20 protein-coding genes are annotated in these 25,909 nt (G+C 48.0%); 5 read left to right on the top strand and 15 right to left on the bottom strand.

Features of this window, described 5'->3' with window-relative positions; translation table 11 throughout:
• Window positions 1-58 precede the first annotated feature (58 nt).
• The 5 genes from AB1757_02045 to AB1757_02025 form a co-directional block, all read right to left on the bottom strand.
• Entirely contained in the window at window positions 59-1,096 is a 1,038-nt protein-coding gene (locus AB1757_02045; GenBank protein ID MEW6125820.1) for a methyltransferase, read from the bottom strand.
• Window positions 1,097-1,399: 303 nt separating this feature from the next.
• Entirely contained in the window at window positions 1,400-1,837 is a 438-nt protein-coding gene (locus tag AB1757_02040; GenBank protein ID MEW6125819.1) for a nuclear transport factor 2 family protein, read from the bottom strand.
• Between the two features lie 333 nt (window positions 1,838-2,170).
• Window positions 2,171-2,566: a peptide-methionine (R)-S-oxide reductase MsrB gene (gene msrB, locus AB1757_02035; protein MEW6125818.1), complete on the bottom strand. Its 396-nt coding sequence runs from the start codon at window positions 2,564-2,566 to the stop codon at window positions 2,171-2,173.
• A gap of 236 nt (window positions 2,567-2,802) precedes the next feature.
• A complete protein-coding gene (locus AB1757_02030) occupies window positions 2,803-3,591 on the bottom strand; it encodes a hypothetical protein (GenBank protein ID MEW6125817.1) in 789 nt (262 codons plus the stop codon).
• Window positions 3,592-3,606: 15 nt separating this feature from the next.
• Window positions 3,607-4,098 carry a Rid family detoxifying hydrolase gene (locus AB1757_02025; protein MEW6125816.1) on the bottom strand — a complete coding sequence of 164 codons (492 nt, stop codon included), beginning with the start codon at window positions 4,096-4,098 and terminating at the stop codon, window positions 3,607-3,609.
• 213 nt (window positions 4,099-4,311) lie between these two features.
• Here AB1757_02025 and AB1757_02020 point away from each other — a divergent pair, with 213 nt between their 5' ends.
• Window positions 4,312-7,134: a protein kinase gene (locus AB1757_02020; protein ID MEW6125815.1), complete on the top strand. Its 2,823-nt coding sequence runs from the start codon at window positions 4,312-4,314 to the stop codon at window positions 7,132-7,134.
• 393 nt (window positions 7,135-7,527) lie between these two features.
• On the opposite strand, the gene AB1757_02015 is transcribed toward AB1757_02020, so the two are convergent.
• From AB1757_02015 to AB1757_01980, 8 genes are all read right to left on the bottom strand, one after another.
• Window positions 7,528-7,875: a PilZ domain-containing protein gene (locus AB1757_02015; protein MEW6125814.1), complete on the bottom strand. Its 348-nt coding sequence runs from the start codon at window positions 7,873-7,875 to the stop codon at window positions 7,528-7,530.
• A 249-nt stretch (window positions 7,876-8,124) separates the two neighbouring features.
• On the bottom strand, window positions 8,125-8,856 hold the full coding sequence (locus tag AB1757_02010; GenBank protein ID MEW6125813.1) for an SDR family oxidoreductase: 732 nt from the start codon (window positions 8,854-8,856) through the stop codon (window positions 8,125-8,127).
• Complete coding sequence (locus AB1757_02005) at window positions 8,856-9,704, bottom strand: MaoC family dehydratase (protein ID MEW6125812.1); 849 nt, start codon at window positions 9,702-9,704, stop codon at window positions 8,856-8,858. Before AB1757_02005 ends, AB1757_02010 begins: the two co-directional genes overlap by 1 nt.
• Window positions 9,705-9,727: 23 nt before the next feature.
• The gene (locus tag AB1757_02000; GenBank protein MEW6125811.1) at window positions 9,728-15,442 is read right to left on the bottom strand and encodes a transglutaminase domain-containing protein; all 5,715 of its coding nucleotides are present in this window, start codon (window positions 15,440-15,442) and stop codon (window positions 9,728-9,730) included.
• A gap of 67 nt (window positions 15,443-15,509) precedes the next feature.
• Window positions 15,510-15,905 carry a VanZ family protein gene (locus AB1757_01995; protein MEW6125810.1) on the bottom strand — a complete coding sequence of 132 codons (396 nt, stop codon included), beginning with the start codon at window positions 15,903-15,905 and terminating at the stop codon, window positions 15,510-15,512.
• A gap of 118 nt (window positions 15,906-16,023) precedes the next feature.
• On the bottom strand, window positions 16,024-16,488 hold the full coding sequence (locus AB1757_01990; protein ID MEW6125809.1) for a MaoC family dehydratase: 465 nt from the start codon (window positions 16,486-16,488) through the stop codon (window positions 16,024-16,026).
• A 91-nt stretch (window positions 16,489-16,579) separates the two neighbouring features.
• Window positions 16,580-17,599 carry a glycosyl hydrolase gene (locus AB1757_01985; GenBank protein ID MEW6125808.1) on the bottom strand — a complete coding sequence of 340 codons (1,020 nt, stop codon included), beginning with the start codon at window positions 17,597-17,599 and terminating at the stop codon, window positions 16,580-16,582.
• Window positions 17,600-17,838: 239 nt separating this feature from the next.
• Window positions 17,839-19,026, bottom strand: a complete 1,188-nt coding sequence (locus tag AB1757_01980) for a CoA transferase (GenBank protein MEW6125807.1) — start codon at window positions 19,024-19,026, stop codon at window positions 17,839-17,841.
• Between the two features lie 339 nt (window positions 19,027-19,365).
• On the opposite strand from AB1757_01980, the gene AB1757_01975 reads away from it, so the two are divergent.
• The 4 genes from AB1757_01975 to AB1757_01960 all read left to right on the top strand — a co-directional run bounded on the left by AB1757_01975 (window position 19,366) and on the right by AB1757_01960 (window position 23,419).
• Complete coding sequence (locus tag AB1757_01975; GenBank protein MEW6125806.1) at window positions 19,366-19,968, top strand: hypothetical protein; 603 nt, start codon at window positions 19,366-19,368, stop codon at window positions 19,966-19,968.
• 80 nt (window positions 19,969-20,048) lie between these two features.
• Entirely contained in the window at window positions 20,049-20,492 is a 444-nt protein-coding gene (locus AB1757_01970) for a DUF3828 domain-containing protein (GenBank protein ID MEW6125805.1), read from the top strand.
• Window positions 20,493-20,837: 345 nt separating this feature from the next.
• Window positions 20,838-23,207: a metallophosphoesterase gene (locus AB1757_01965; protein ID MEW6125804.1), complete on the top strand. Its 2,370-nt coding sequence runs from the start codon at window positions 20,838-20,840 to the stop codon at window positions 23,205-23,207.
• Window positions 23,208-23,227: 20 nt separating this feature from the next.
• A complete protein-coding gene (locus AB1757_01960) occupies window positions 23,228-23,419 on the top strand; it encodes a hypothetical protein (GenBank protein MEW6125803.1) in 192 nt (63 codons plus the stop codon).
• Between the two features lie 492 nt (window positions 23,420-23,911).
• On the opposite strand, the gene AB1757_01955 is transcribed toward AB1757_01960, so the two are convergent.
• Together AB1757_01955 and AB1757_01950 are read right to left on the bottom strand one after the other, a co-directional pair.
• A complete protein-coding gene (locus AB1757_01955) occupies window positions 23,912-24,115 on the bottom strand; it encodes a hypothetical protein (protein MEW6125802.1) in 204 nt (67 codons plus the stop codon).
• Window positions 24,116-24,163: 48 nt separating this feature from the next.
• Entirely contained in the window at window positions 24,164-25,738 is a 1,575-nt protein-coding gene (locus AB1757_01950) for a sugar transferase (GenBank protein ID MEW6125801.1), read from the bottom strand.
• Window positions 25,739-25,909: the final 171 nt, after the last annotated feature.

Raw genomic sequence — 25,909 nt, 5'->3', positions numbered from 1 at the left:
AAATAAAGAAGGCGACGATTAATTTCGCCGCCTTTAATGCATCCATAAATCGCAGTGCTTATTTTACTTTTTCGGCTTCAATGATGCTGATTAAAAATTCGCCAGACACGACGCGCGTGAGTTTAAATCCTGCCTTCGCAAATAGCTTTGCATATTCGGATTCACTGCGTTCACGTCCGCCGGTCATCACCATCATATGAATATCGCACAGCTTGCTGAACGATGGTTCGTTGCCTTCGGGAATGACGGTTTCAATGAGCAATAATTTGCCGTCATCTTTCATGGCGCGATGCAGGTTTTTGAGAATTTTAATGGCGCGCTGTTCGTCCCAATCGTGAATGATGGTCTTCAAGGTATAAACGTCGCCGCCCGCCGGAACCGCTTCAAAAAAATCACCGCCTATGGCTTCACAGCGATTGGTTAAATGGGCTTCTTCGATGCGCTTTTTTGCGCCTTCGACTACCGGCGGCAAATCAAAAACCACCCCTTGCATTTCAGTATGCTTTTCGAGAATCGCGGTGAGCATACTGCCGTGACCGCCGCCGACATCGACGATTTTTTTGAAGCCGGAAAAATCATAAGCCTGCAAGACCGCGGCTTTGACGACTTCCGAATAGTTGGTCATGGCTTGATTGAACGGCTCCTGTGATTCGGGATGTTCTGCATAATAAGGAAAAACCTCTTGACCGTTGACGTGCGCGAAAGCGGTTTCGCCGGTTTGAATCGTATGCAATAAATCACCCCAGGCATTCCACGACGGGGTTTCGCCGATGTGAATTGCCATTGCCCGCTGAGTGTTTACGCCGGTCTGCAAAAACTGGGCAAGCGGAGTTAATCCAAATTTGCGGTTCTCTTCTTCGACAAAAACGCCGACGCCCGCTAGCGCGCGAAGCAGACGATAGAGATTTTCCGTATGCGAATTACTCGCCTGGGCAAGGTCTTCAACCGCGCGCGAGCCGTTTGCCAGCAAATCGGCAATGCCGAGTCGCGCCGCGACATAAAGCGATTGCGATACCCAGTACCCGCTGAGCATCTGTAAAAACTGAACTTCCAAAGGGACTTCTGAAACGAGTTGTGATGGTGCTTGTTTAGACATAAAACCTCTGTGAAATAAATTCGGGATTTTTATTCTCCACTTCTTAACGCGAGGTTTTACGCAAAATTCAATCAGCTCAGACTTCTATCCTGAAAAAAAATTAAAGCCGCAAAGAAATTCATCTTTGCGGTCTAGTGAAGGTAGAAATTCAGTTTGAATTCAGTGTAGCTCCCAGCCTTAAGCAAGTTTCATAGGTCGCTCACACAAAAAATTTGACATCCTGGGTTGTGTTTACTGCAAGACAGGTGATGCCGTCCAATTTACAACCTGTCTTGCAGTTAAAATTTCAGCTTGTTTTCTGCCCTATTCCTTAGGTTTCGCGGAGGCTGTACCGCTAATAATTTTCCATTCCCCGCTAATGCTCGAAAGAAGCAAATATTCGGTCACTATTCCATATGCCATATCAATCTCTGCTTTTACAAAAGCATTCTTTCCGCTTATGTCAATTTCAAGGATTCTGCCTTCTACCTTCGCATACCTCTGACTCGGATTGGTTTTCACGGCTTTTGTCTTTTGCTCCTGAGTTACTTCCTGCACTTTGCCATCAACTACTGAAAACCATTTGGCTTTGGAATAAACGACACGATTGATAATTTCCGCATCACACTTTTTGAGTCCTTCAAAATATATGCCGATGGTTTGTTTTACCCGCTCTTTCTCATTGGACTCTTTTGTCCCTTGAGCCAGCCCAATATTTGATATTAGACCGATCAACAAAATAATAACTTTTACTTGAATCATGTTTGCTCCTTTCAGAAAACAAAATGCCAAAAGTTAGGTTTAGCTTAACCCTAAACTTAAAATCATTAATAGCACCTGATGGTTTTATGACTCCTCAGATTGCCGTATCTTTGATTCTTGAACATCGAACACAATGAACTTATGAAACTGTCCGACAAAAGAGTCGCACACTGAGCAAAGAAACTTAATTTTTTGGTTTTTCAATCAGAGAAATATATTACGACGTATTTGAAGTTTCAGTATGCGACATAAATGCCGCACAAGCCACGAAAAAAATTAAAGCCGCAAAGAAATTCATCTTTGCGGCTTCGCAGGTTTAAAGTTTAGTAAAAATTATTTCTCTCTCTTCACGAACTTGAGCGCCGCTGAATTCATGCAATACCGCAGTCCCGTCGGTTTGGGACCATCATCGAAAACATGCCCGAGGTGCGAATCGCAACGGCTGCATAACACTTCGGTGCGCACCATGCCATAAGTGGTATCGCGTTTTTCATCGACCGCATCCTTTTCGACCGGCTTATAAAAACTGGGCCAACCGGTGCCCGAATCAAACTTGGTATCGGACTCGAATAACTCCTGCCCGCAGGCGGCACATACATAAGTTCCCTTTTCGTGATTGTCCCAATATTTGCCCGTGAAAGCGCGTTCCGTGCCGTGTTCGCGGGTCACATAATATTCTTCCGGTGAAAGTATCTGTTTCCACTCTTCATCGGTTTTCACAACTTTCATCTTCTTCTCCTTCTTTGCCGACTTATCAGCTTTCGCCTGTGCGCCTTCAACGTTCGCATTGCCTTCTTCAACCGTGACGCTGGCGCTCAACTTGCCACAGGCAATAAATAAAAATGTCAATAAACTCAGGGCTAAAACGCTTGTAAGCTTCACCGCCTCACCTCCTGAACATCCTTATAAATTGGTATTTCGGTTTTTCCCAATCGATAAATCATCAACCTATCAAATTTATTCCGCTACCGCGTAAATCGATGCGAGGGGTAGCCGATGTGAACGTGCGCGCCGGTCGCTGACCCCGGAACCGCTTGCCGAAATGCGATGAACGGAATGCCTGCGCTGCGCAAATAGTTAATCAATGCCTGCCCTTCGGCGCTATCGGGATGAAGGGCGACATCAACCGAATTGCGATGGTCGAATCCCAGTCGATTGTGAACTTCGGTTTGCCCGAAGGCGCTGACCGGCAATGAACGGCGGAATTGTGAAGTAAAAAACGAATCGACTTTGGCAATGTCCGTGAGCACCCACGCCGATGGCCCGTTATAACGAATCATCGCGGCGGTTGTTGCATATCCACCGACGCGCAGGTTCGGTAATTTCGCCATCTGTTCGATAGCTTTGACTTCGGCAAGCAGGCTATCGACTTGAACCATGTCCTGGTTCATTTTCTGTTTGCGGGCGTTCAGTTCCGCCTGTGCGGCTGCGACTTCGGATTGCTTATCCTCCAACTCTTTTTTTGAAATGATTCCGGCTTCAAAAAGCTCACGTTTTTTCGCCAGTTCGTCATTAATCTTCTTGATGCTCGCTTCACGAAGAACAATTTCCTTTTCTAAATCGGCTTTGAGCTTTTCCGTCGCTTCAATCAATTCCTTCGATTTCGCAACCGCCGGGGCTTCTTTTTTCGCTGTTTGAGGTGCAGGCTTTTTGGCTTTGGTCCTGGCGCTTTTACTTTGCGCGTAAACAGGGATGGTCATCATCACAAGCGCGATGATGAAGATGCTGCTTTTGTTTAATAATTTAAAACTCACGATTCAACTTCCAAATTATAATACGGCAATACAATCGACTTCGATTTGCATATTTGCCGATAATTGTACGCCGACGGTTGTCCGCGCCGGAAAATCACCGGTGAAATATTGCCGGTAAATATTGTTCATCGCCTGAAAATTATTCAAATCGCTCAGAAAGACCCGCGCGCTCACAACGTTTGCCATCGAAGAGCCTGCGGCTTCCAGTATCGCTTTGATATTCTCAAAAACCTGAGTTGCCTGCTCTTCAAAAGTCGTTGCCTCTATCTTTCCGGTCTTCGGGTTGGTCGGCACCTGACCGGCAACATAAATCGTATTGTTGGCAATGATGGCTTGGCTGTAAGGTCCTGCGGGTTTCGGGGCGCGGTCAGTCAACACTTTGCGTTTTTTCACAGAGCTTTTTGCGGTTTTGGTTTTTGCAGTCTGCGCCACGGTCGTTGAAACCGCTGCGAGTCCCACTGCCGTTGCGCCGCCGGTTTTCAAAAATTTCCTCCGATTCACTGACATGCCTTTTCTCCTGAAATGTATTTACTCAATACTCATCATAGGCAAATGGCTTGCTCCATGCAATTCGCTGGCATCGCCCGTCGGGTTTCAAAAATCTCTGCAAGTTCTGAAACTGACTTTGTATTGACCATTTTCAAAACTGATGGAGTCGCTTCGCAAATCACTTGAAGTGTCTATTCACAGAATTTACTATCTTCAACTGAGCTTGCCTCTATGAGTACGAATTCGGAACGCGAACAACAGATTGAATTGATTTCTCACGCGGCACTCGCTCGCGATAACGGCGAACGCGAGGCGTACATTAAACAGGCGTGTGCCGGTGATCCCGTTTTGCAAAACGAAGTGAAAGCCCGCATTTTTCTATTTGAAAAGACCGCAAGTTATCATGCCGCGAGCAGCACCCAACCGCTCGATAACTCCGATGCCACCCGGCAGGAAGCGACGACTCAACTCTTTTCAGATGCCGCAACCATCGGTCTCAGTGAAGAAGAACAATCTGCGCTGCTCATCGAACCCAACATCGGCGCTTACAAAATTCTTCGCGTGCTCGGACAAGGCGGCATGGGCATCGTTTATCTGGCGCAACGCGACGACGAGCAATATCGCAAAAAGGTCGCCATTAAAGTTATCCGCATCGGTTTTGAAAATGACTTTGCCATCAAGCGGTTTCGCAATGAACGCCAGATTCTCGCCAGCCTAGACCATCCCAACATTGCCAAACTACTCGATGGCGGCGCGACCCCCGATGGTCGTCCCTATTTTGTGATGGAATACATCGAAGGCAAACCCATCACCGAATATGCGGACACGCACCGCTTATCAACCATCGAACGCTTGAAACTGTTTCGCAAAGTCTGTTCGGCAGTGCATTACGCGCATCAAAACCTGGTCATCCATCGCGACCTGAAACCGAGCAACATATTGGTTACCGATGACGGCATTCCCAAACTTCTGGATTTCGGCATTGCCAAATTGCTCAATCCTGAACTTGCAGACCACCCGCTTGAAGCCACCATCGCAGCGGTTCGGTTGATGACTCCTGAATATGCCAGTCCCGAACAGGTCAAAGGCGAACCGATTACCACGGCAAGCGATATTTATTCGCTCGGCGTTTTACTCTATCAATTGCTCACGGGTCATCGACCCTATCGTTTTCAAACGCGCACGCCGGAAAATCTGGCGCTGGTGATTTGCCAGCAAAATCCTGAAAAACCCAGCACCGCCGTCAAACGCACCGAAAGCGTTTCTTTAAGCGATGGAATGGAAGTCGAAATCACCCCCGAAGCCGTGAGCAAAGCCCGCGACGGCAATCTGGAAAAATTGCGTAAACGTCTGGCAGGCGATATTGACAACATCGTGTTGATGGCGATGCGCAAAGAACCTGAGCGACGTTATGCATCGGTTGATCAGTTTGCCAATGACATTCGTCGCCATCTCGAAAATTTGCCGGTGATTGCCCGCCAGGACACCCTCTGGTATCGCGCCTCGAAATTCATGGGTCGCAACAAAGCAGCCATGCTTGCGGCGGCGTTAATTCTCCTGACTTTGATTGGTGGCATCATCACCACCACGATTCAAAAACGTAAAGCCGAACGCCGTTTTAATGATGTCCGTCAACTCGCCAATTCATTTCTCTTTGAATTTCACGATGCGATTGCCGATTTACCCGGCGCAACCCCTGCTCGTGAACTGGTCGTCAAACGCGCCCTTGAATATTTGGACAGCCTCGCACAGGAAGCCGAAAGCGACGACACCCTGCAACGTGAACTCGCGACGGCTTATCAAAAAGTCGGCGATGTGCAGGGCAATCCTACTATCGGCAATCTCGGCGATATGGAAGGCGCGCTTGCCAGTTTCAAAAAATCACTGGCGATTCGCGAAAAATTGCTGGCAAAAAACTCAGACCATCAGGATGACCGTCGCGCTGTTGCCGCGCTCGACAATCGCATCGGCAGCGTGTTGCATTGGAAAGGCGATTTAAAGAGCGCCATCGAATATCATCAAAAAGCCATTGCCATCGAAGAAGGCTTGTTGAGCGCCAATCCCAACGATCAGGAAGCGGCGCGCAACCTCTGGATTAATTACACCCGCGCGGCTTATGCGCAGGCGCAGGCGGGCGATATCAAAGGCGGGTTGGTATTACTGAACAAAGCAAGCAGCATCAATGAAAAACTGGTGGCAAATGACCCCACCAATCCCGATGCGCGCAGAGATATGGCGCAAAACCAGATAGCCATCGGCGACGCGCTCGGCGAATCCGGTGACCCGGATGGCGCGATTGAGGCATTTGGCAAGGCGCTGAAAATTTATCAGCAGTTGGCAAAAGAAAATCCCCATAATGTCGATTATCAAACCGGTGTGGTCGGCGCTTACACTTCGCTCGGAGAAGCCAATGAAATAAAAAAGAATTTCACCGCCGCGCTGGAAAATTACCGCATAGCAAAAAAACTTTGCGAAACCCTGGTCAACGCCGACCCTCAGAATACCCAATATCTTTACGGGTCGGCTTCGATTCTGGCAAAAATCGGCATCGTCCAAACAACTACTGAACCGCAAGCCGCGCTACACACCTTTGATCAAGCTAAAATCATTCTGGAAAAAATCAGTTCATCGGATAAAGCCAATATGTTCGGGCGCGCAGAGTTGTCTCTGGTATTGAAAGAAAGCGGACTTCTAATGGCTAAACAGGGAGATGAAAACGGGGCGCTCGCAAATTGCAACCAGGCGCGTGAATTTGCGGAAGCATTAGCCGACGCGAATCCCTCGAATGCCGAATTGCGCGCCTTTCGCGCATCAAGTTATGCCTATCTCGGTAATGCTTACGCGGCGCTGGCTGCGGCAAAAAACACGCCGCCCGATAGACAGCTTGAACGCTGGCAGGCAGCGCGTTTATGGTTGCACAAAGCTTTTGAAATTTACGACGCCATAAAAAAAGAGGGCATCTGGACGCCGCCTGACCACGGCACGGTTGAAATTGCGGCACAGGATTTAGCCCGCTGCGATGCCGCTATCGCCAAATTACAAACTGCCAATTAGAGCGGTTTGCGATTGAGTTTACTCAGCCTCGGTTGAGGAAGCGGTCTTTGACCGCGTTTCCCGTCACACGCGGTCAAAGACCGCTTCCTCAACTTGAGTAAATCGTTTTGCAAACTGCTATAGAGCCGCCTGTTAAAGCATTTCCCAGGTTGTATCAGCGGTCAAAGATCGCTTCTAAAAACGATTCAAAGTAAAATCATTCGCCAATAGCTCTCATCTCACAACTTTTCTTTCGCTAATATAAAACCGGCGCTGAAAAAAAACGAGGCGCAAGGTTCGCAAGCATTGTGCAGAGCGTTTCCTGCTTACGCTCCTGACAACGCCCGCGCGCCGCGCGCCTCTGAATTAAGAAAGCGATAATTGCTTAGATTTTTATAAGGACTTGGCTTTTATCTATCCATCAACAAACACCGGCTTATGCGAATCAAAGCGCACGCCGATGCCAAAGCGTTGCGGCATATCCGCAACTCTCATTGCAATTTCTTCAGTTGCACTGCGCTCTTCGATGCGAACCACCTTGGCGGTGTAGCGCATATGCGTTGCAAGGGTTGTCGGTAATTTAATCGCTAACGATACCTCTGTACCAACTTCAACTTTATGATTCAAATAAAAAAACGCTCCGGTTGAGCTTAAATCTTCCATCACGCAGGATTCGTGAAATAGCCTGCCAAAACTGTCGCGTCCATCAATATCAATTTGCCAATGCAGAATATGTCTTACGGAATTTCGTCTATCAAACACAGTGCCCTCTCTCAACACCTGCAAGTTGGTTCATCCAACTTTGTTTTGTGATTTTATCGGTCGGATCGTGAGGCTTATCCTTAACCTAGTGAGAGAAAATAATAAATTGTCCCGAACTTCCTTGATGCTTGAATAATTTCTTAAATTTATAGGAACCTCAGTTCATCTGATTCGGTCAGATTGCAATAGCAGTCCAAGCAGGTCTAATGCAATTCTCCATTTTGTCGCATTTGGTTTTTGTATTCACCGCTACATGCCCCAACCGCCGCTTAAATGAATGTTGCCGCCGTTGATGTAACGCGCTTCTTCGGATAGCAGATAAAGCGCCGCGCTCACGCAATCTTCAACGCTTCCCAGATAACCTGCGGGAATGGTTTTCAGCATCTTCTGTAATTCGTCTGCGGAGGCGCTGCCCGAATCAATAAACCCGGGCGAGATGGCATTGACCGTGATGTTAAACGGCGCAAGGAGTTTGGCAAGCGTCCGCGTTAAAATCAAAAGTCCCGATTTCGCAATATAGTGTCCGGTGACAAACGGTTGGGCTTCACCTTTATCGGCATTTGCCATACTGAAATTGATGATGCGTCCTGAGCGGCGCTCCTTCATCCCAGGAATAACCGCGCGGCTCACATAAAAAGCCGAATTGAGATTGCCGTTTATCATCTCGTTCCAACCGTCAACGGTTTCTTCTAACAAATTGACGCGATGATAGGGTCCTGCGCCATTGATGAGCGCATCAATATGCCCGAATTCATTTTCAACCATTCGCACAAAGGCTTCCGCCTGACGCGCATCAGACACATCTGCGCGTTCGGAAATCGCCCGCACACCTTTTGCCGCCAATGCTTTATTCAGGCTCGCCGCATCCTCTTCGCTGGCGCGATAACAGGTGGCAATCGCCCATCCGCGCTCACTAAGCGCCAGCGCAATCGCTCGCCCGATGCCGCGCACGCCTCCGGTGATTAAAGCTACCTTATCCATTATTTCTCCTGTAATTTATAAATCGCTGTGTGGCGCGCCTGTGCGGCGATGCGGTTTTCGTTAGCCACAAACAGCAAATCCAAGACCACGAATTCATGCCCTTTGCGCTCGAAACATTCGGCAATGCGCCCGCGCACCGCAAGCCTTTCGCCATCGCGAACCGCGCTGCGATTTATCAACTCACTTCCCACATGAATCCAAGGACTGACGGTGAAATTGCAAACAAAAATCTGATTGGCAAGCGACAGCAGATAACCCGGATGCAGAACCGCTCTCTCACCAAAATAATTCGGCAGATGCTCATCAATCTTTTGCAGATAATCTTTCGCTTGCCCGGTTAAATCAATTTTCTCCGTAAGCGTTCCGATTGCCGCGCCGATGATAAAATTTTCGCGTAAAGCTTTCGAGCGCGCCTCGCTTTCCGGCAAATCTTTAATTGGATAATCATCAATTTGCGGCATCATCCAACTGTCCTTGTCATCCAATGTTGCAATCGCCACGGCGCACACTTCCCCGTCTTCGCGTTCGGCGTTGATAAAAACCCGTCGCGGTTCAGTATCATTATCGACATCTGCGCGAATGGTGAGGCTCTCACCTTCATAAACCGGACGGTTGAATTTGACCTGCATCGCCCCGCGTTCCAACCACCCTTCACCAAACGATTCAACCAGCGGCACCGTCATATAGGCATAAACCGTGACGCCCGGAACCAAGCCGCCGCGAAACCCGTAACGCGAAGCGATTTCATCGTCGTGAATTTTATTTTCGGAATCTGCTGCGGTATTGCGCGCCCGGATACCATAGGATTTTATAGGTGCAAATTTGCTTTTCTGTTCATTCGCGCTCATGTTCGTTCTCGCTTTCATAGCGGTTATTTGTCGTTGCTTTCAGCTTGCTTCAAAAGTTTTTTGAATTCAAGCATGGTTGCCAAGGGCTTGAGGTCGACTTCTTCGCTGAGGTCATAAAGATAATCTTCATCAAGCTCAATGGCATGTTTTAAAAAGGATAGGGCATCCGTTTTACGTCCGAGTCTCGCCAAAGCGCAAGCGCGATGATAATACGCTTCTGCATTTTCCGCATCAATCTTGATGGCTTCATCGGTAGCTGCAATCGTTGCATTCCAGTTTTTCAACTGGCGATAAACCGCTGCGAGCGTAACGTGGGCGTCGATTTTCCTGGCATCAATCTCGATTGCCCGTTTCAATACCGGCAATGCCTGCGCGGCATGATTTTCCTGCAATCGCATATATGCCAGGTAGATATTGGCATCGTAACTTTTTGCCAATCGCTCAGGGTGCAATCCAGCCAATCCTTCGGCGATTTCGCTTTGATCATCAGACTCGTAAAAGCGCAGAAAAAGTTCCGCAAACAAATCCGTTTGTTCAACATCATATTTTGCGCCTTCATCTAAAAGCTGCATCGCTTCATCGTAACGTTTCAGCAATGCCAGAAACTCCGCCAAATCTACATAAGCAATTGGATTTTTGGAATCTCGTTCAATGACCGCTTTATACTCAAAAAGCGCCTTGTCAAAATTTTGTTGACCTCTAAACAGCGATGCCAATCGCTTATGAGGTCGCGGGTCTTCGGGAACCAGTTCGGCATATCGTTCATAAAGTTTCGTCGCCTTTTCCTTCTCTTCTTCCGCGCACAGATTTGCCAGCACTAAAAATGCTGAAACCGGTGGCGCTTTTTCGTTACATAAATCTTCCAGCAAGGTTTCGGCTATCTTCTGTTGTTGAATTGATTCCTCAATCTCTTTCTGCGTCGCCTTTTGATTTCCGACCTGTAATAACTTCACTCTATTGGCGGCTCTCAATAGCGCCTGGGCTTTGATTAAGCGAAAGGCGCGGTTTTGTGGTTCACGCTTTAAAGCCTGTTCGGCGATTTCGAGGGCGATTTTTTCATCCCGTTGCAACGCCAGTAAAGCTCGCGTCTTGGCTGACAGATGGCTGTTTTGATATGCCTTTCTTTGTCGTTCAGCCACCATCATTTGAATAGTTGGTTGCAAGGTATTGCTGACCATCGCAAGGTCAACATCGGGATTTTGAATCTCGGTTACAAACCAGGCTCCGTTTTTTCGAGTCATTTTAAACAGCAACAGAGCATCGCTTTCCGATTGCATAACCAGCGCTTCGGCGTTATCACCTTCACTTTTCAATTTCAAGACCTGCAAGGAATCATCAAGCAAATCCGCAGCGGTGAATTCATCTGAAGTGATTTCGGATAATCGGCTCACGGCAGTAGTGAATCGCTCGCGTTCAGGTTCGCTCAGAGTCGCCCAGACGCCTGCTCCCCAATGAGTTTCCGCCAACATCTCGGCATCGAAAGCCACTGCCAGCGCCTCATTACTTTGCAGGAGAAAATCTTGCCCGATGGCTTGCACCAACAGGGTTGCATCGCGTTGAAATTCGGGAACGGCGCGGGTCGCTTCGAGAATCTCCACCTGCATCAAATTCAAAGCAGCGTAGCTTAATAATTCACCATCCTTTTCGCGTATGTGTGTTGCATCAACATAATGGGTTCCCCACGTCGGGTCGAGTTCAATCCACTCGCCTGCGTAAACTTCAACCCAGGCGTGTCCGCCAAATGAACCGCCGCTGTGCGCAAGCCCCGTAACCATGCGCGCCGGAAGCCCAAGCGCGCGCGCCATTGCGATATACAATTCACTGAATTCCAGACAATCGGCTTCAAGAGTCGCCAGCGTCTGCGCGGCATCCGCAACATCCACACGACGCCACTTCAAATTCTGATGCACCCAATTGGATAGTTTGCATGCCACGCTCCAGGCATCGCGATCTTCACCGGCAATCTCCCGGGCTTTCGCTATCACGTTTTTATCGTCTGAACGCAACTCCCGCGTGGGCTTTAAAAACTCTGCAAACTTCGTATCGGCGATTGGCAATTGTACTTTCGCCGGTGAGGTCACGCGGCGCGGACGCATGGTGACAATCAAGGTATCGTCGGATTGTTTTTCCGCGGTTTGCGAAGTTGAAGCGATAATTTCTTTAATGTGTTCTGTGGCATTCTTGTTGGGTGTTTTAATTCGCAATTTTACGGTTTCGAGTTGCTGCTGGTTAATCAACGGAATGCCGCGCGCTTCGAGTTCGGCATAAGCAAGACGAAAATCTTTGGTCTTTTCGGCAAGTTCGGCAACTGAATAGCGCCCCTCGCGCGCCAGCGATACCGACATCTGCGCATTCAAACCATCCGGCTCCAACGTCATATAAATATTTTGACTGTGAAAAGCTCTCGCAATGGTTGTAAAAAAACTGACCATTCGCAAAAGGTCAGGGTCATCGGTTTTCTTGTTTATCGTATTGATAGCGGCTTCCAGATTATAGCCACCGAATGCCACAACCGTTCCCGGCGCTTGTTTTGTCGCTTTTGAAAAATCGCGCGTATCGGCAAGCTTTTCTTTCATCTCCAATTTATTAAGCGCCGCATCGCCCGGAGCAAAAACCAGGAATCCGTTTTTAACGGTCACGACCATTTCCGTTGTTCCGAATTTGACCCGCGCATAACGTCCGCCAGCGTCTTTGAATAATTTGCCTTCATTAAAAAGCTTCGCCAGCTTATCGCTTTTCAATTTTGCATATATTCCCCATGAAAATTCATCGACCGCTAAATTGGTAGGCAGCTCAAGCAACGCCACGCCGAATTCATCTCCGAGTTCCGGCAATACCTCTTTTTCAAAATCTATTGTCCAGATGGCAGCAATATCTTTGCTGGTCGTTGCGCCAAACAAACCATTGCTCCATTCGCGCCAGCCCTGGACGGCATCGAATTTCAACGAAAAATAGGCAAACGTTGAAGCGGGCAACAATTCTCGCGGAGCAACGAGTTGCGCGGTTTGAAAACCGATAAGCGGCTTTGTCCATTCGCTATCTTTGAAAGATAGCCTGTAAGAATTTTCCCAAGCCGAGTTGGAAATTTTTAATCCGCCAAATTCACTAATCTCATTGGTTTGGTTTTCGCCGGCGGTTGCGGCAGTGGGTGTCTCGTTTGACAGAACGGCTGCGCGGCTAACCGAATCCAGAAATCCCGTGACATCAGCCGTGTAAATCACCTCACCGCCATTGGCGACCGCACGTTTAAACGTTTGATTGGATGCAATGCTGGCGCTTTGACTTTCCAAACGTCTGAGCGCATCGCGTAATGAATACCAGTCGGGCGTGAGCAGCGCCGTATCACCGAGATAGGTCAGATAGAGGTTGTCGTTTTCAATCATCCCGTTCTTAACGTCAAAGGTACGGCGCGTGATGACGTTTACGGGAAACCCTGCGCACTTATCCCTGCCGGTAATAAAATATCTGGAGGGAATTGATTCTGTGGGTTTCGGTGGCTTGGGATTGAAAGCATCGGCGGCAACGATTGGAAAGAATGAAGGGATGAGTCCGATGAAATGTGAAAAGCCGGACGCATAGTTGGCGAGGCTTGCGAAATTACCGATATTTCTTTGATAAATCATCAAGGAACGCTCGAACCTATCGCGATCTTTGATGCGGACAATCGCGGCACTGCGTTGCGCGCCGGGCAGTCCTCGCAATGCGCCTTCGGCAGTCCAATTGCCAAAGGCAATCGGCGCATCGGCATTGATACCGACCTGCTCGAAAAAGGTTTCCCCTTCATCACCCGCGAGGGTTGCCGTCAATTGGGCGCGCAGGGCTTCCATGAAAACCACGAATTGCGATTGTTCACGCGCCGAATCCATTTGCAAATTGGTGAGCGAATCGCCGAGTTTATCGAATGCCTCACCGGGTTTTGGCAATGCCGTGTAGAGCATGGTGTTTGCCGGAAACAGGTTTTCTCCGAGCGGTGAAATGATTGCGGTTTTGGCGCTGGCAGGTGAAGTCAGCTTGGCACTCGCTGTCAAATTCCGCGCCCCTTCCAGTTCATTTCGCAAATGCTCGACCCATACCCAATCGGCAAAATGCGCATCGCCGGATGATTCGTTGAGCAATGCCAGTCGCGCAGTTTTATCCGCAATAGCTTTTAATCGTTCGCGTAACTGAATGCGTTTAATCGTTACCCGCAATTCATTCAAAAAGACTTTTTCTCGGTTGACCGATTCAGGGTTTTCTGTCGGCTTTTGCATAGCGGTTTTCGTTTCGGGCTTGGTTGCCGAAATTTTTTGCAGGTAGCTTTCGATACGCTCAACATCAGCCAGCGAAGCCGAATGACCGAGCGCGATTGCCGCAAACAACCCGGTCTTTTCATCATTCAAGGCATTGAATAACAGCTCAACCGGCAGCGCTTCGTTTCTGGCAATCGCCATCTCCATCGCCAGGTTGGTCAAGGTAGAGTTGTTTTGCGAAAAAATCTCCTGAAAAGGAATTTTGACAAGTTGCGATGGCACTTCTTCAAGCAGATTGAGCGCGAGAAACTGCGGTTGATTCGCCACATAATCCATAGCCTTTACCTGCACAACGCCAAGCGATTTAGGAAGCGCTTTTGCCGGTCTCTTTATCCTCGTGTTTTTTATCGGCGGCGGCGGCGGTGGTGGTTTCGGCAAACCATTCACGTTCATCGAATAGTTGAATGCCGGTTTGGCGGAAGGTTTACCGGCATTGAACAAACTCTCTGCCAGTTGGGCGCGATTTTTTACATCCAGCAACAGGGCGATGTTGAGAAATTTTTGCTCGTGTACGCGGAGACCGGTCGCATCATTTTGTAAAAGCGCCAGGGCGTTGGGCAACGCGGCAACCGCTTGTGCGGCTTGCGCAGCAACATACCAATCAATATCTCCTGCGGCGTAAAACAATAAATCCTTGAGCGAGTCATTACCGCTCATCGCCAGAGCCTTCACCGCGTAAGCGCGAATGAAAGGTCGGCGGTCAATCAGCAAATCCATCGCAACTTCCGAAGAGGCAGCATACATTTGCGATAAATCGGTTATCGCTTTTGAGCGCGCATCCAGGTTATGCCCATCGAGCGCGCTAACCAGGGTTTGCAGTTCATTGACCTTTGATGGGTTGCTGTGTTTGATAACTTTTGAGCGGGCGTTGTCATATTCGCTATAGAAAAACTGGTGAATCGGAAGAGTTGCCGATTGCACAACGGCTTTAAAATAGGGCAGGTGTTCAGGTAAAGAAGCAACCGGCGCGGTAAAAATAAAATTGACCGCCTTTGCGCCATCGACGGTCAGCCAGATTTGTTTGCGCAAAGCTGTGCCTTTCAGGTCTTGATAATCGAAAGCAATTTCGCGAGCTTCAACCCCTGACAACTGCACACGCCGCACCGAAAGCGCATCGGTGCCACCGGGGATATTTCGCAAACCCTGAACCAGCGAGAGCAGATATTGTTTCAGGCTGATGCCTTCGGGTATCGTTTCAATCACTACTTGAAGTTGAACCTGGTCAGCGGTTGAAAATGCAAGCGCCTGTCCTTGTTGCTGCCAGTTGGCGGGGACGCGAAACACCAGATTTTTTTCGGGCGTAACGATGCGCTTGAATTCCGTTGCAGGCAGTTGATAGTTTTGCCATTCGGTAGCGCGCAGGTTGGACTCCTGCGCATCACTGATTGCTGTAAAACACCATAGAAATAGAAAAAATGCCGCGCAAAATCTGTAGAGGTTCCTTGACATAAAAGTTCCCTTCACCTGTAGGTAGTATTTAATTTCGCTTGAGGGTTGCGTTTAGTTTGTCAGCAAATTAAGCGGACTCTTTGAATCCAACATTAATTTTTTGGCGGAGGTATTTTGCCAAATAAGTGAAAAGAAGTATACCCAGATAATCGGCTGTTAAATCCCCAAAATCAAATGTGCGATAGGCGATAAACAGTTGCGAAAATTCTTCAATCGTAACCAGCACAGCGACCACCAAACTGCCGATAAAGATTTGCATACTGCGAACGCGAAAGGTCTTACAAGAGAACAAAATGTTGACGACCAATGCGAGCGTGCCCATCAACAGAAAATGCCCGATTTTATCGCCGTAGGGAACCGCGCGAATCCGGTCAAAGAGGTGGTGATATTTTTTGTGGTCGGCAATCAACACAATGACAAACAGAGTGATGATATAGAGGCTTGCAAGAATTTTTGCTCTCATAAAATAAAAGTGACAAACGCCGTTTTAGTTTAAGTTTTCCGACAATTGGTTGCCAGTCTATTTAACAAAACGATTGCCGGTTTGCCACTATTCAGACAAATCCATTTTTCAATGTCTATCAAGCGTAATTGCGTACCACCCATTCCGCAACCAGCGAAGGCTTTGTCGCATTTTCAGTTTCCACGGTGATGAGCCAGGTGATTTGCCAGCCGCCCGCGACATCTTCGACCGCTTGCAAGGTGCAGCGCGCATGTATGCGTGAACCCGACGGCACGGGCGAAACAAAGCGGAGTTTGTTCAAGCCATAGTTGATGCCCATCTTGAAATTGCCTTCGATTTTAACCGCCTGCGCCACCAGATGCGGCAACAGCGAAAGCGTCAAAAATCCATGCGCGATGGTTGACCCGAAAGGGGTTTCCCGTTTTGCCCGTTCAACATCGACGTGAATCCATTGATGGTCGAGCGTCGCATCGGCAAAGGCATTGATACGCTCTTGCGTCACTTCCAGCCAATCGCTGACGCCGACCTCCTGCCCGACCAAGGTTTTCAGTTCTTCAATTCCGTTAATCACTCTAGCTGCCATTTTGTCTCCTTTGAAAATCAATTATAGTTTTTATTGCAACTCAATAAACACAAGAACCCTGAAAATGGCTACAGTAGCCAGTTTTACGCATCTAGCGTTTTGAATCAGGTATATCATTACGAACGAATTTTGCTACGCGACCATTTGGCCCGACTGCCCAACCAACATCCGCCTGATTGGTAAAAACCACACTGTTGTAATTGGCTTTATCCAAACTCATCCACTCGTTGCCACCACTAATGGAAATATCGGAACCCGAAGTTCCGGCGGCAACCATAGAGAGCACTTTGCCGGTTGCCGCATACGTAACCGCCGAGCGATAACCGCCGAGACCTTTCGCCTCAACCAGTGTCCAGGTTTTGCCGCCGTCTTTAGTCACCGCGACATTGTTTTTCGCCTCATTCGGTTTTTTGTAATCGCCGCCAACGATGATGCCTTCATTATCATTTCTGAAAGCGATGGAAAAGATGCCAGCCGCTTCACCGGTTATGATTGGTGTGGTTGCAACAGACCACGTGCGACCTCTATCGGTTGAACGGTGAACGCGAGACGCTGCGCCGCCTGTGGCAATCCACAGGTTGCTTTTGCCCCGCGTCATAATACAAGTGCCGCTTGCTGCAAACATCGCTTCGCCCGGCAAGGCTTGTGGCAGGCTCTCTGCCGGTAAAGGCGTCCAATGTTTGCCGCCATCTTTTGTCGTTATCAATAAAATTTTGCCATCCACCGGATCGCTCATCGCAATGCCGTGCTCTTTATCCCAGAAAGCCATCGCATCAAAAAATGCCTTCGGGTTTTCATTTTTAAATTGCAATGCCCAGGTCTTGCCGCCATCTGTGGTTTTGTAAATGCGCGACAAATCGCCATTGCCGATACTTAACAGATAGGCGGTATTCGCATCAAAAGCTTCAACGTCACGAAAGTCGAGTTTATCGGCATCCGGCACACTCGCAGCCATCCAGTTTTTGCCGCCATCGGTAGTTTTAACGAAGGTGCCTTTGGTGCCGCTTGCCCAGACAACCTTGTCACTCACGACCGCAAGCCCGCGAAATGACGCATCGGTTTTCACATCTTGAACTTGCCATTGGGCATTCACGGTCATCATCGCAAACATTATTACGCTCCCGATTAAAACAGCGTGAAGCAGAATAATTTTCATCACAGAGACGCTTGCAGAAGAAGGGGAGAAAGGGAGAAAGGGAGAAAGGGAGGCAAAACATTTTTGCCATCTTCCCACTTGCCGGTTCAACCACTTTGTTTTGAAGTATGTCATGAAGTTCAACATCTCCCTTTCTCCCTTTCTCCCCTTCTCCCCATCTGCTTTTGCACCCAACTGTGGTTTTTCTTTTTTCATCATATCGCTCCTGCTTTACGAAATAGGTTAATCTCTTCATCAGTAAACCCGAGTTCGCTTAACACTTCATCGGTGTGCTCGCCAAGCGTCGGGGCGCGATGGCGCAACTTGGCGGGCGTTCGATTCAGTCTAAGCGCCGGATGTGAAACCGGAACCGGTTGTTCACTGGTCGGATACACCAGGGTCTGCAACAAACCGCGAGCTTTCACCTGCGGGTCAGCCGCTACTTCGTCAAGGTTATAGACCGGACCACAAGGAATGCGGGCTTTTTCAAGTTCGGCAATCGCTTCATCGCGGGTTTTCGTGGCGCACCAGGCGTTCATCACCTCTGCGATAAATTCACAGTTGTTGCCGCGTGTGATGTCATCTTTGCAGCGCGGGTCGTCTATCAAATCTTCACGCCCGACGACGCGCGCCCAGCGGCGAAACATCGGATTGCCGATGACCTGTGTGAGCACCCAACCATCTTTGGCGCGATAAATATCGCTTGGGGCGCTGTAATAACTGGCATTTCCCTGTTGTTTGCGTTCAATGCCGGTCAAGGTTCTTTCGGCAAGTAACGGCGTCATCATCATCACAGCCGTCGATAGCAACGATACATCGATGAGTTGCCCGCGCCCGCTTTTTGCTCTTTCATACAACGCTGCCATCGCGCCGAATGCGCCATGCAAAGCGGTTCCGAAATCGCAATAAGCCGCCATCGCGCGAAGCGGCGGGCTATCGGGAAAGCCTGTGAGACTGACGGCTCCGCTCATCGCCTGCGCCACGGTGTCGAAGCCAACCCGCGTTGCGTAAGGTCCATCGGGTCCGAAAGTCGAAGCCATTACCAGGATGATGTCGGGTTTGATTTCACAGAGGGATTCATAATCGAGTCGATTTTTTTTCATCACATCAATCGGCAGATTGACGATGACGATGTCTGCCGATTTGATTAAGCGCCGGGTGATTTCTGCGCTTGTGGGATTGGAAAAATCCAGTGTGATGCCGCGTTTGTTGCGATTGAGATTGAGAAATAATCCGCCTTCGCCGCTTTCAGTAACTGGCCCCAGGTAGCGGTCTTCGCCACCTTCACGCCGTTCGACGCGAATCACCTCCGCGCCAAAATCCGCGAGCAAAGTCGCGCAATAAGGCGCAGCAATAAAGCGTCCGAAATCAATCACTCGAATGCCTTCGAGAATTCCTCTCACCTCAAACCTCCTCTGATTGCGGATTGCGAAATGCGGATTGCGGATTTTTCATTTCAACTATCAACCGGATTTTGAAAATGTCGCTTCCGATTAAACATTTTGCAATAAATGGGTTGATCACCGGCACTTCTTATCAATGCGCATCTTGCAATCCGCAATCCGCATTTCGCAATCCGCAATTGAATGGGCATCCTACCTTTTGAAAAAACTTTCTTCAACCGAACCCACGTGAAATGAAATCATAATTTGAATGTTGCTGAAAAAATCCGAATCCAGTAGTTTTGTTGCCTACAAAATCTGACCCGTTTTAAGTTTGAATGCTTTTGAAAGGAGACTGAGATGACTATACACCTTAACCGTAAATTTATTTTGATTTCAGGAATCGTTCTGCTCTTTATCGCCGCCGTCGCGCTCTATCAAATCAATACGCCGACCACGAATGCCCAATCGGGTGGTTGCGAATATATTTTCGATGTCAGACCGGATGCGGCGACCTTGAGCGCCTTGCCCGCTACCGGCACGACGTTTTATCTGCAAGGAAAAGTTTATCCGTTCAGAACCATCAATCAGGCAACCTGTGAATTCGCCAAAGCGGAACCGGTTGAAGTCGGCACCTGGCGGGCGTGGGGCGAGGTCGCCGATGACGGACGATTGGTGATGAAGCATAGTTTTCTGCTTCGGTGCGGAACCGTTGAATTACAGGGCGTGACCGGCGTGTTATCGGCAACCGGCGGCGCAGGCCCGGCAATCGTTGGCACGCAGGGACCGCCGTTTACAGGTCCGACGGAAATTCTTGCAGTCGTCGGCGGCATCGGCGTTTATCGCGGCATCAACGGTGAAGCGGAGATTCGTCCCTACTGCTCTGACCCGACACAGATTTTCCGTTATGACCGACCGTTCTGCCTGCAAATTCAGGAAGTCAATTGTTGTAAAAAACGTTAGGCGAAAAGTGTTGAGAGAAAAGTGAAATTTCGAGTTTTCACTTTTCTCTCTTTCGTTGAACGCTTCGCCAAAGGAGTTTTATGCGAGTCAAGACAGTGCTTTTATTGCTGACCCTCTGTTGTAATTTTTCTTTTACACTCAATGCCGGTCAAAGCGCGAAACCTGCGGCTTCGCCTGATGCGACGGTCAAAGAATTTTATCGTTGGTATATCGAACAACTCAGTAAAAACATCGACCCGCTCAGTCAGAAAAAATCGACGATGGCAAAATACCTGACTCCCGAATTACTCAGAAAAGCGCCCAGATTGATTGAGCAAATGGATGCCGACATTTTCATCAACGCGCAGGATTTCGATGAAGCTTGGGGAAAGCATGTGATGATTGCAAAGTTGATGATTCAAGGAGCTAAAGCAACCATGAATGTGACGCTCAAGGGAAGTCCATCATTCGGCGATAGCAAAATGCGCATTCATATGAAGCAAATCGCGGGCGTCTGGAAAATAGATAGAATCGACCCGCTTTAATGAAGTGCGGCTGTAATTACCGTGACCGAAAAATCGCCCCGTACCGGCAGCATCGCCAAGCCGGGCATTTTCAACAGTCAAGCCGCCAATAACCGCTAATTCCAACGATTGTCTTGTTGTTTATTTTTCCTAACCAGCCAATCGAGAGCAATTGCATTTTACAACCCCAGACAGTCTTTTTTTCCACTAAGAAAAGCCGAAGAGGTCATTGACAAGCTGCAAATATCAGGAGTAATTTCCCTGCCAAAAGATTACCAGTCAGGTAATGCATTGAAGTTTGGTGAGAAACATTTAGTCTTTTCAAAGTCGAGAGTTCACCAATTGAACTGAATCAAAGGCTGATTGATGAGTAAAGTTCGCGCAACCATTTTACATATTTCCGACCTGCATTTTGGCAGAAAATTTTTTATCAAACAGACGAATGAAGAAATCATCAAAGCATTAAATACCTTGATTGAAACCCACAAGCTAACGCCTGACTTCTTAATCGCTTCGGGGGATGTGGCGGAACACCCTTCGCCCTTTGCCATGTTTGAAGCCCACAAATTTATCTGCACCCTGGCTAAGCAATCCGGTATCGCTCCGGCTAATGTGCTGGTCATTCCCGGAAACCACGATTACAAACGCATGGGGCTTGTGGGATTCTGGCGCTTGACCCGCATTCCGTTTGAAATCTACTTCAGAAAACAATGGAATGGTGAGGCATCTTGGGATGAGCGATTGGAACATTTCAGAATCAATCGACTCGAACGCCTTGGTCGCTATTTGAAACTGGCAGGCAATGCGCTGTTGCCCAAAGGGAAAGCCCTGCGTGATGCGGATGCGGTTCAAACCCTGATTGACAGAGGTCGCCAACTGGCAATATTCGGATTGAATTCAACCCCCTTGTTTGAATGGTTCGGTATGGCTACGGGCAGAGTCAGTTTCGATCAAATCAGAAAGCTTTCGACGAAAATAAACGCCGAACTTGGGGAAAGCGATTTTTTTAAAATCGTCGTGGTGCATCATCATCCGTTGCCAATAATCCAGGACAAAGAGAGCGGTCTGTTTAACAGTTTCATGGTTTTTCATAACGCCGGTCTTTTCCTTGACCACGCTGTGAAAGAGGGAGTGGATTTGATTCTTCATGGGCATAAACACCGTTCCGGTTTTTCTCGAATAACCTATGATTTTGAGGACGGAACCAGGCACAGCATCGCCGTACTGGCTGCGGGTTCCACAACCCATAAGCACCCTTCTGACCCGCTCGGCAATGGTTTCAACATTATAAAGATTTATGATGATGATACGGTTGAAGTGGAACAAAGTTTTTACGCAGAGGATGGCAAGCCGAACCCGAAAAGTCCGCATTATGACCTTTATGATTTAAACGATATAAGAGAGCGCCGAAAAAATTTTGAACAGCGAAAACTCGGGCTATCCATCGGTCACATTGCCAAGGTGATTTCCCTCACGCGCCAGGGCTATAGTCAGGTGTTGATTCAACTACAGGATTGTAAAGTTCTCACCAGAGACGGAAAGGATGTTTATCCGATTGAGGATTTAGAAACCGACAGGCCGGTCTATATCAGAGGGTTGGCGCTCCAGGAAACGGATACCTCTCCTGACCATGCGTTTATGAATATTCAACCCGGCAGCACTCCCTGGAATACCAAAGGACAAATCACTTTTCAGAAACGCCTGAAAGAACACCCCACCTTCGACCTGGAATATACTTACCGCTTGATGAATGGTCATGCGCTCAGCTTGAAAGAATTTCAACGAAGATATCCGATTAATTTCATGGGAGAAAAATTAAAGTGGGAAATCGCCACTATCGAATGTGAACGACCTGCCGATTACCTCAGACTCCAGGTTAATTTTCCTGACGGATTCGACATGGGCACGATAAAAGATTTCAATGCGATTGCCCAGTATGCGCCAAAAACCACATCCGTCAAGTCCAATGACCGCAAATTCATTCAACACGACAAAGAGAGCTTCAGAATCCAAAATAAACTCAAGTGTCAGGGAAGAAGTCTGATATTGGATGTGCCTTCTCCGGTGAGTTATTTTCGCTATCGAATTCAGTGGAGCTACAAAGCAACTGCGCCTGATAAATCCGCTAGTCAAGAGGTGATGGAGAAATTGCGGTTTGTGAGAAAGCAATTGTTAATGATTGCCCAAAAGCGTCAGGAATCATCTGCCGGTGACTATGCCGATTTGGTTCATATTCTGGAAGGGTTGCTTGAGTATTTTCACAAAAAATATCCGGCGAGGAATTTACGAGAAACCTTGCAAATCAGTCTGGCGATTTTCGATGATCAGCATTCCGTCTTGAGGTGTGTGCTTTCAAACTTCGGTCACATTGAAAATTTATTTGACGAATATTTCATGCCCGGTGAAGGTTGCCAAGGGTCGGCTTTTGAAACCGGCGAAGCGGTCTTTTACAATCCGCTTGCAGATAAAACCGAACTCTATATCAGTCCTGATGAAATGGCGGCATTCAGCGGAAAGCCTTCCTCTTGGGTTCCTTGTAATATTCTTCTCTCCATTCCCTGGATTGACCAATCAGGCATAGCGATGGGCGTACTAAACGTTTCTTCTACCCAAGAATATTCTCGCCTGCTGCCGGTTTTTGACCTGACGGAAGCACAGAAACAACAAGAAAGAAGCGATTTGAAAGCCTTGACACAAACATGGGGCAGTCTCATTATAGATAAACTCGTTAATTGATAATGGAAGGAAATCATCTGATGTCAGTAAATGGAATGGTTCGCTTAGACATTGAAAACGTAAAGGTCAATCAGCAATCCAAAGAGCTTATTAAAGAGCTTAAAATTTTTCGAGATTTAATCGTCCGGGTTGGAGAAGAAAAGGCAAATTTAATTATTGAGCACGGTTCGCAAATCATTTTAGAGGACACCAATCCCACGACGTCAAAATAAAGCAAAAGCTCGCTCGTCAATATTCCCCTAAAGTTTCGCCCCAGTATTTCTGCCTGAATTCCTGCCTTCCTGACCATCTCTTCAAAGTGCAGGCGATTGCGCCCGCTCACCTGCCACAGTCCGGTAATTCCCGGTTTATTCTTGTGTATCCCGATTGGGGTTTGCTTTAGGGCGTTTCGAGGAGAGTTTCCGTTGTTTTGGCGGTTTGATTTGAGCCTTTAGCAAAATGTTTTCGAGTTGTGGAGCAGCCGTTCACGTTCAAATTCTTCGCGCTCGGCGTTTCTCCGAACCTCATCTTTTGTCTCTCGCAAAGTTTGAGACAATTGCCGGGTTTCATCTTTCGTCTCGCGTATAGTTTCAATCACTCGATAAACTTCATTGGTGGTGTCGCGCAAAGCTTCAGACAATTGGTGGATTTCTTTTTTAAGAGCGTCTATCTGTTCGGTATGGCGATTAACGGTAAGGTTCAGCGCAAAAATTTATTTGGCAATTTCAAGCAGCTTTTTCCACATTCTTTCTTCGCGCCTCGATTTCTCTCATTATCCGCTGAAACTCCGTTTGATGCTCTGCGAATTTGGCGGCTTGAATTTCACCTTGCTTTACCGTGTGTTTAATCCCTTTGATCAACTCGTCGAGTAACTTCTCAAACTCTTTCCGCTTTGATTCAGGAACCTCAATTAGCAATTTCTCTTCCATAATCTCTGTTCCTTTCTCTGTCACTTTCTCACAATCGCAAGTGAGATTTCAATAAGTGTTATCGCCGCGCAGCATCACCGGAAGGGTTTTAAACATAATCTTCAAATCCAGCCACACCGACCAGTTTTCCAGATAGAAAATATCGAGCCTGACCATCTCTTCAAAGTGCAGGCGATTGCGCCCGCTCACCTGCCACAGTCCGGTAATTCCCGGTTTGATATGAAAGCGATTGCGATGCCAGTCTTTGTAATGCACGACTTCGTAAGGAATCGGCGGACGCGGGCCGACGACGCTCATCTCGCCCAGTAAAACATTGAACATCTGCGGCAATTCATCAATCGAATAACGGCGCATCCAACTGCCGATGCGCGTAAGCCTGGGGTCATCTTTGACCTTGCCATAAATCGGTTCATCACTGGTTCCCTGATTGGCATGTTCACCGTTAATCATTTTTTCCATGAGTTCCCGGTGCGCCTGATCGTCGACGCCATCAATCATCGAACGAAATTTGTACATCAGAAAAACCTTGCCATCCATGCCGACACGTTCCTGTTTTAAAAATACCGGACCCGGCGATTCGCGTTTAATCAACCACGCCAGCACCATCCAGAACGGCGAGGTCAAAATGATGGCAGAGGTGGCGACCACGATGTCTACCCCACGTTTGAGTACCCGTTGCCAGCCGCGAAGTGGCTCTTCGTAGAGCTTAATCATGGGCAACGACCCGATAGTGGCAATTTCGGTTTTGCCCGGCATACAGTCAAACAAATCGGGAATCACCCGATATTTAATGTGATGGTCACGCCCACATTCCATCAATACGTGAAACATTCTCGCGGGGCTGATGCTCGAATCGGTAATTAACACCTCTTCGATGCCGTGGCGTTTGACCAGGTCAGGGAGGTTATCGAATGAGCCGAGTTTGCGGATACCATGTTTTTCAATACCCGATGCGGTTTGATTTTTTCGCGCCGTCACTACCCCGACCAGTTTGTATCCGAGGCGCGGTTTTTCAGACATTTCGGCAATGCAAACATCTGCCATTTCGCCTGACCCGACAACCACCGTGCGAATCAGATTGCGCTCATTATTGCGCGACACGATTTGCAAAGTCCGCACAAATATTCTGAGCATCCAGAAAAGTCCTATCGACAGCACCCAGTCATAAATGAACACCAGACGCGAATAGGAAAAATCCTGTTTGACAATTTCGCCATCACGAATCGCAAACCCCTGGCGAAACAGGAAAGCGATGACCACCAAAATCATGAACGACATCGTGGCGGCTTTAATGATGCGGAAAAAATCGCCGGAAAAAGAGAATTCGCCACGCAGTTTATGAAAGCTGTAATGATGGAGCGCGTAAAGTTTTACGAAAGGCACGAATAATAAAATGCTGAAATAAGGTTTGAAATCGGGCGCAATGCCGACGGGTAAGGTCTTCCATCGCTCCCATAAAAAAATCGGCGCATCCTGACGAATTTCGTAGGCTAACACAAAGGCTAAAACGGCAAGCAGGACATCTACAAAAATTAAGGAGATGACCATTACGGCGTTCGACGCCAGACTGTATCGATTGGCTCCGGTTTTTATCGCTTCGACTGTAGCAGCTTGTTGAACCATTTATTTTTCAATCAATCAAAATTTATAGGGAGAGATACAGCGGTTCAAATCTAGTGAGAAAGGATAACACACGGGTCGGTTCTCAGTCATTGGTCAATTGTCCGTTATCATTGGTTATTGGCAAAGGGTTGGCAGTTGAATTGAGCGGCATTCAAACAACAAACGGGATAA

Source organism: Acidobacteriota bacterium, from assembly GCA_040754075.1.
In the GTDB taxonomy this organism is placed as follows: Bacteria; Acidobacteriota; Blastocatellia; order UBA7656; family UBA7656; genus JBFMDH01.
The sequence above is the reverse complement of the archived record's forward strand: the minus strand, read 5'-3'. Positions and strand labels throughout refer to the sequence as shown.

Excerpts from the sequence above, each read along its gene's own strand:
- AB1757_01970 (MEW6125805.1), top strand. The coding sequence starts at position 20,049 with ATGCGAGTCAAGACAGTGCTTTTATTGCTGACCCTCTGTTGTAATTTT.
- AB1757_02010 (MEW6125813.1), bottom strand. The coding sequence starts at position 8,856 with ATGGATAAGGTAGCTTTAATCACCGGAGGCGTGCGCGGCATCGGGCGA.
- AB1757_02040 (MEW6125819.1), bottom strand. The coding sequence starts at position 1,837 with ATGATTCAAGTAAAAGTTATTATTTTGTTGATCGGTCTAATATCAAAT.
- AB1757_01985 (MEW6125808.1), bottom strand. The coding sequence starts at position 17,599 with ATGTTTGCGATGATGACCGTGAATGCCCAATGGCAAGTTCAAGATGTG.
- AB1757_01960 (MEW6125803.1), top strand. The coding sequence starts at position 23,228 with ATGTCAGTAAATGGAATGGTTCGCTTAGACATTGAAAACGTAAAGGTC.
- AB1757_01975 (MEW6125806.1), top strand. The coding sequence starts at position 19,366 with ATGACTATACACCTTAACCGTAAATTTATTTTGATTTCAGGAATCGTT.
- AB1757_01950 (MEW6125801.1), bottom strand. The coding sequence starts at position 25,738 with ATGGTTCAACAAGCTGCTACAGTCGAAGCGATAAAAACCGGAGCCAAT.
- AB1757_02025 (MEW6125816.1), bottom strand. The coding sequence starts at position 4,098 with ATGTCAGTGAATCGGAGGAAATTTTTGAAAACCGGCGGCGCAACGGCA.
- AB1757_02020 (MEW6125815.1), top strand. The coding sequence starts at position 4,312 with ATGAGTACGAATTCGGAACGCGAACAACAGATTGAATTGATTTCTCAC.
- AB1757_02000 (MEW6125811.1), bottom strand. The coding sequence starts at position 15,442 with ATGTCAAGGAACCTCTACAGATTTTGCGCGGCATTTTTTCTATTTCTA.
- AB1757_02005 (MEW6125812.1), bottom strand. The coding sequence starts at position 9,704 with ATGAGCGCGAATGAACAGAAAAGCAAATTTGCACCTATAAAATCCTAT.
- AB1757_02045 (MEW6125820.1), bottom strand. The coding sequence starts at position 1,096 with ATGTCTAAACAAGCACCATCACAACTCGTTTCAGAAGTCCCTTTGGAA.
- AB1757_01965 (MEW6125804.1), top strand. The coding sequence starts at position 20,838 with ATGAGTAAAGTTCGCGCAACCATTTTACATATTTCCGACCTGCATTTT.
- AB1757_01955 (MEW6125802.1), bottom strand. The coding sequence starts at position 24,115 with ATGGAAGAGAAATTGCTAATTGAGGTTCCTGAATCAAAGCGGAAAGAG.
- AB1757_01995 (MEW6125810.1), bottom strand. The coding sequence starts at position 15,905 with ATGAGAGCAAAAATTCTTGCAAGCCTCTATATCATCACTCTGTTTGTC.
- AB1757_01990 (MEW6125809.1), bottom strand. The coding sequence starts at position 16,488 with ATGGCAGCTAGAGTGATTAACGGAATTGAAGAACTGAAAACCTTGGTC.
- msrB (MEW6125818.1), bottom strand. The coding sequence starts at position 2,566 with ATGAAAGTTGTGAAAACCGATGAAGAGTGGAAACAGATACTTTCACCG.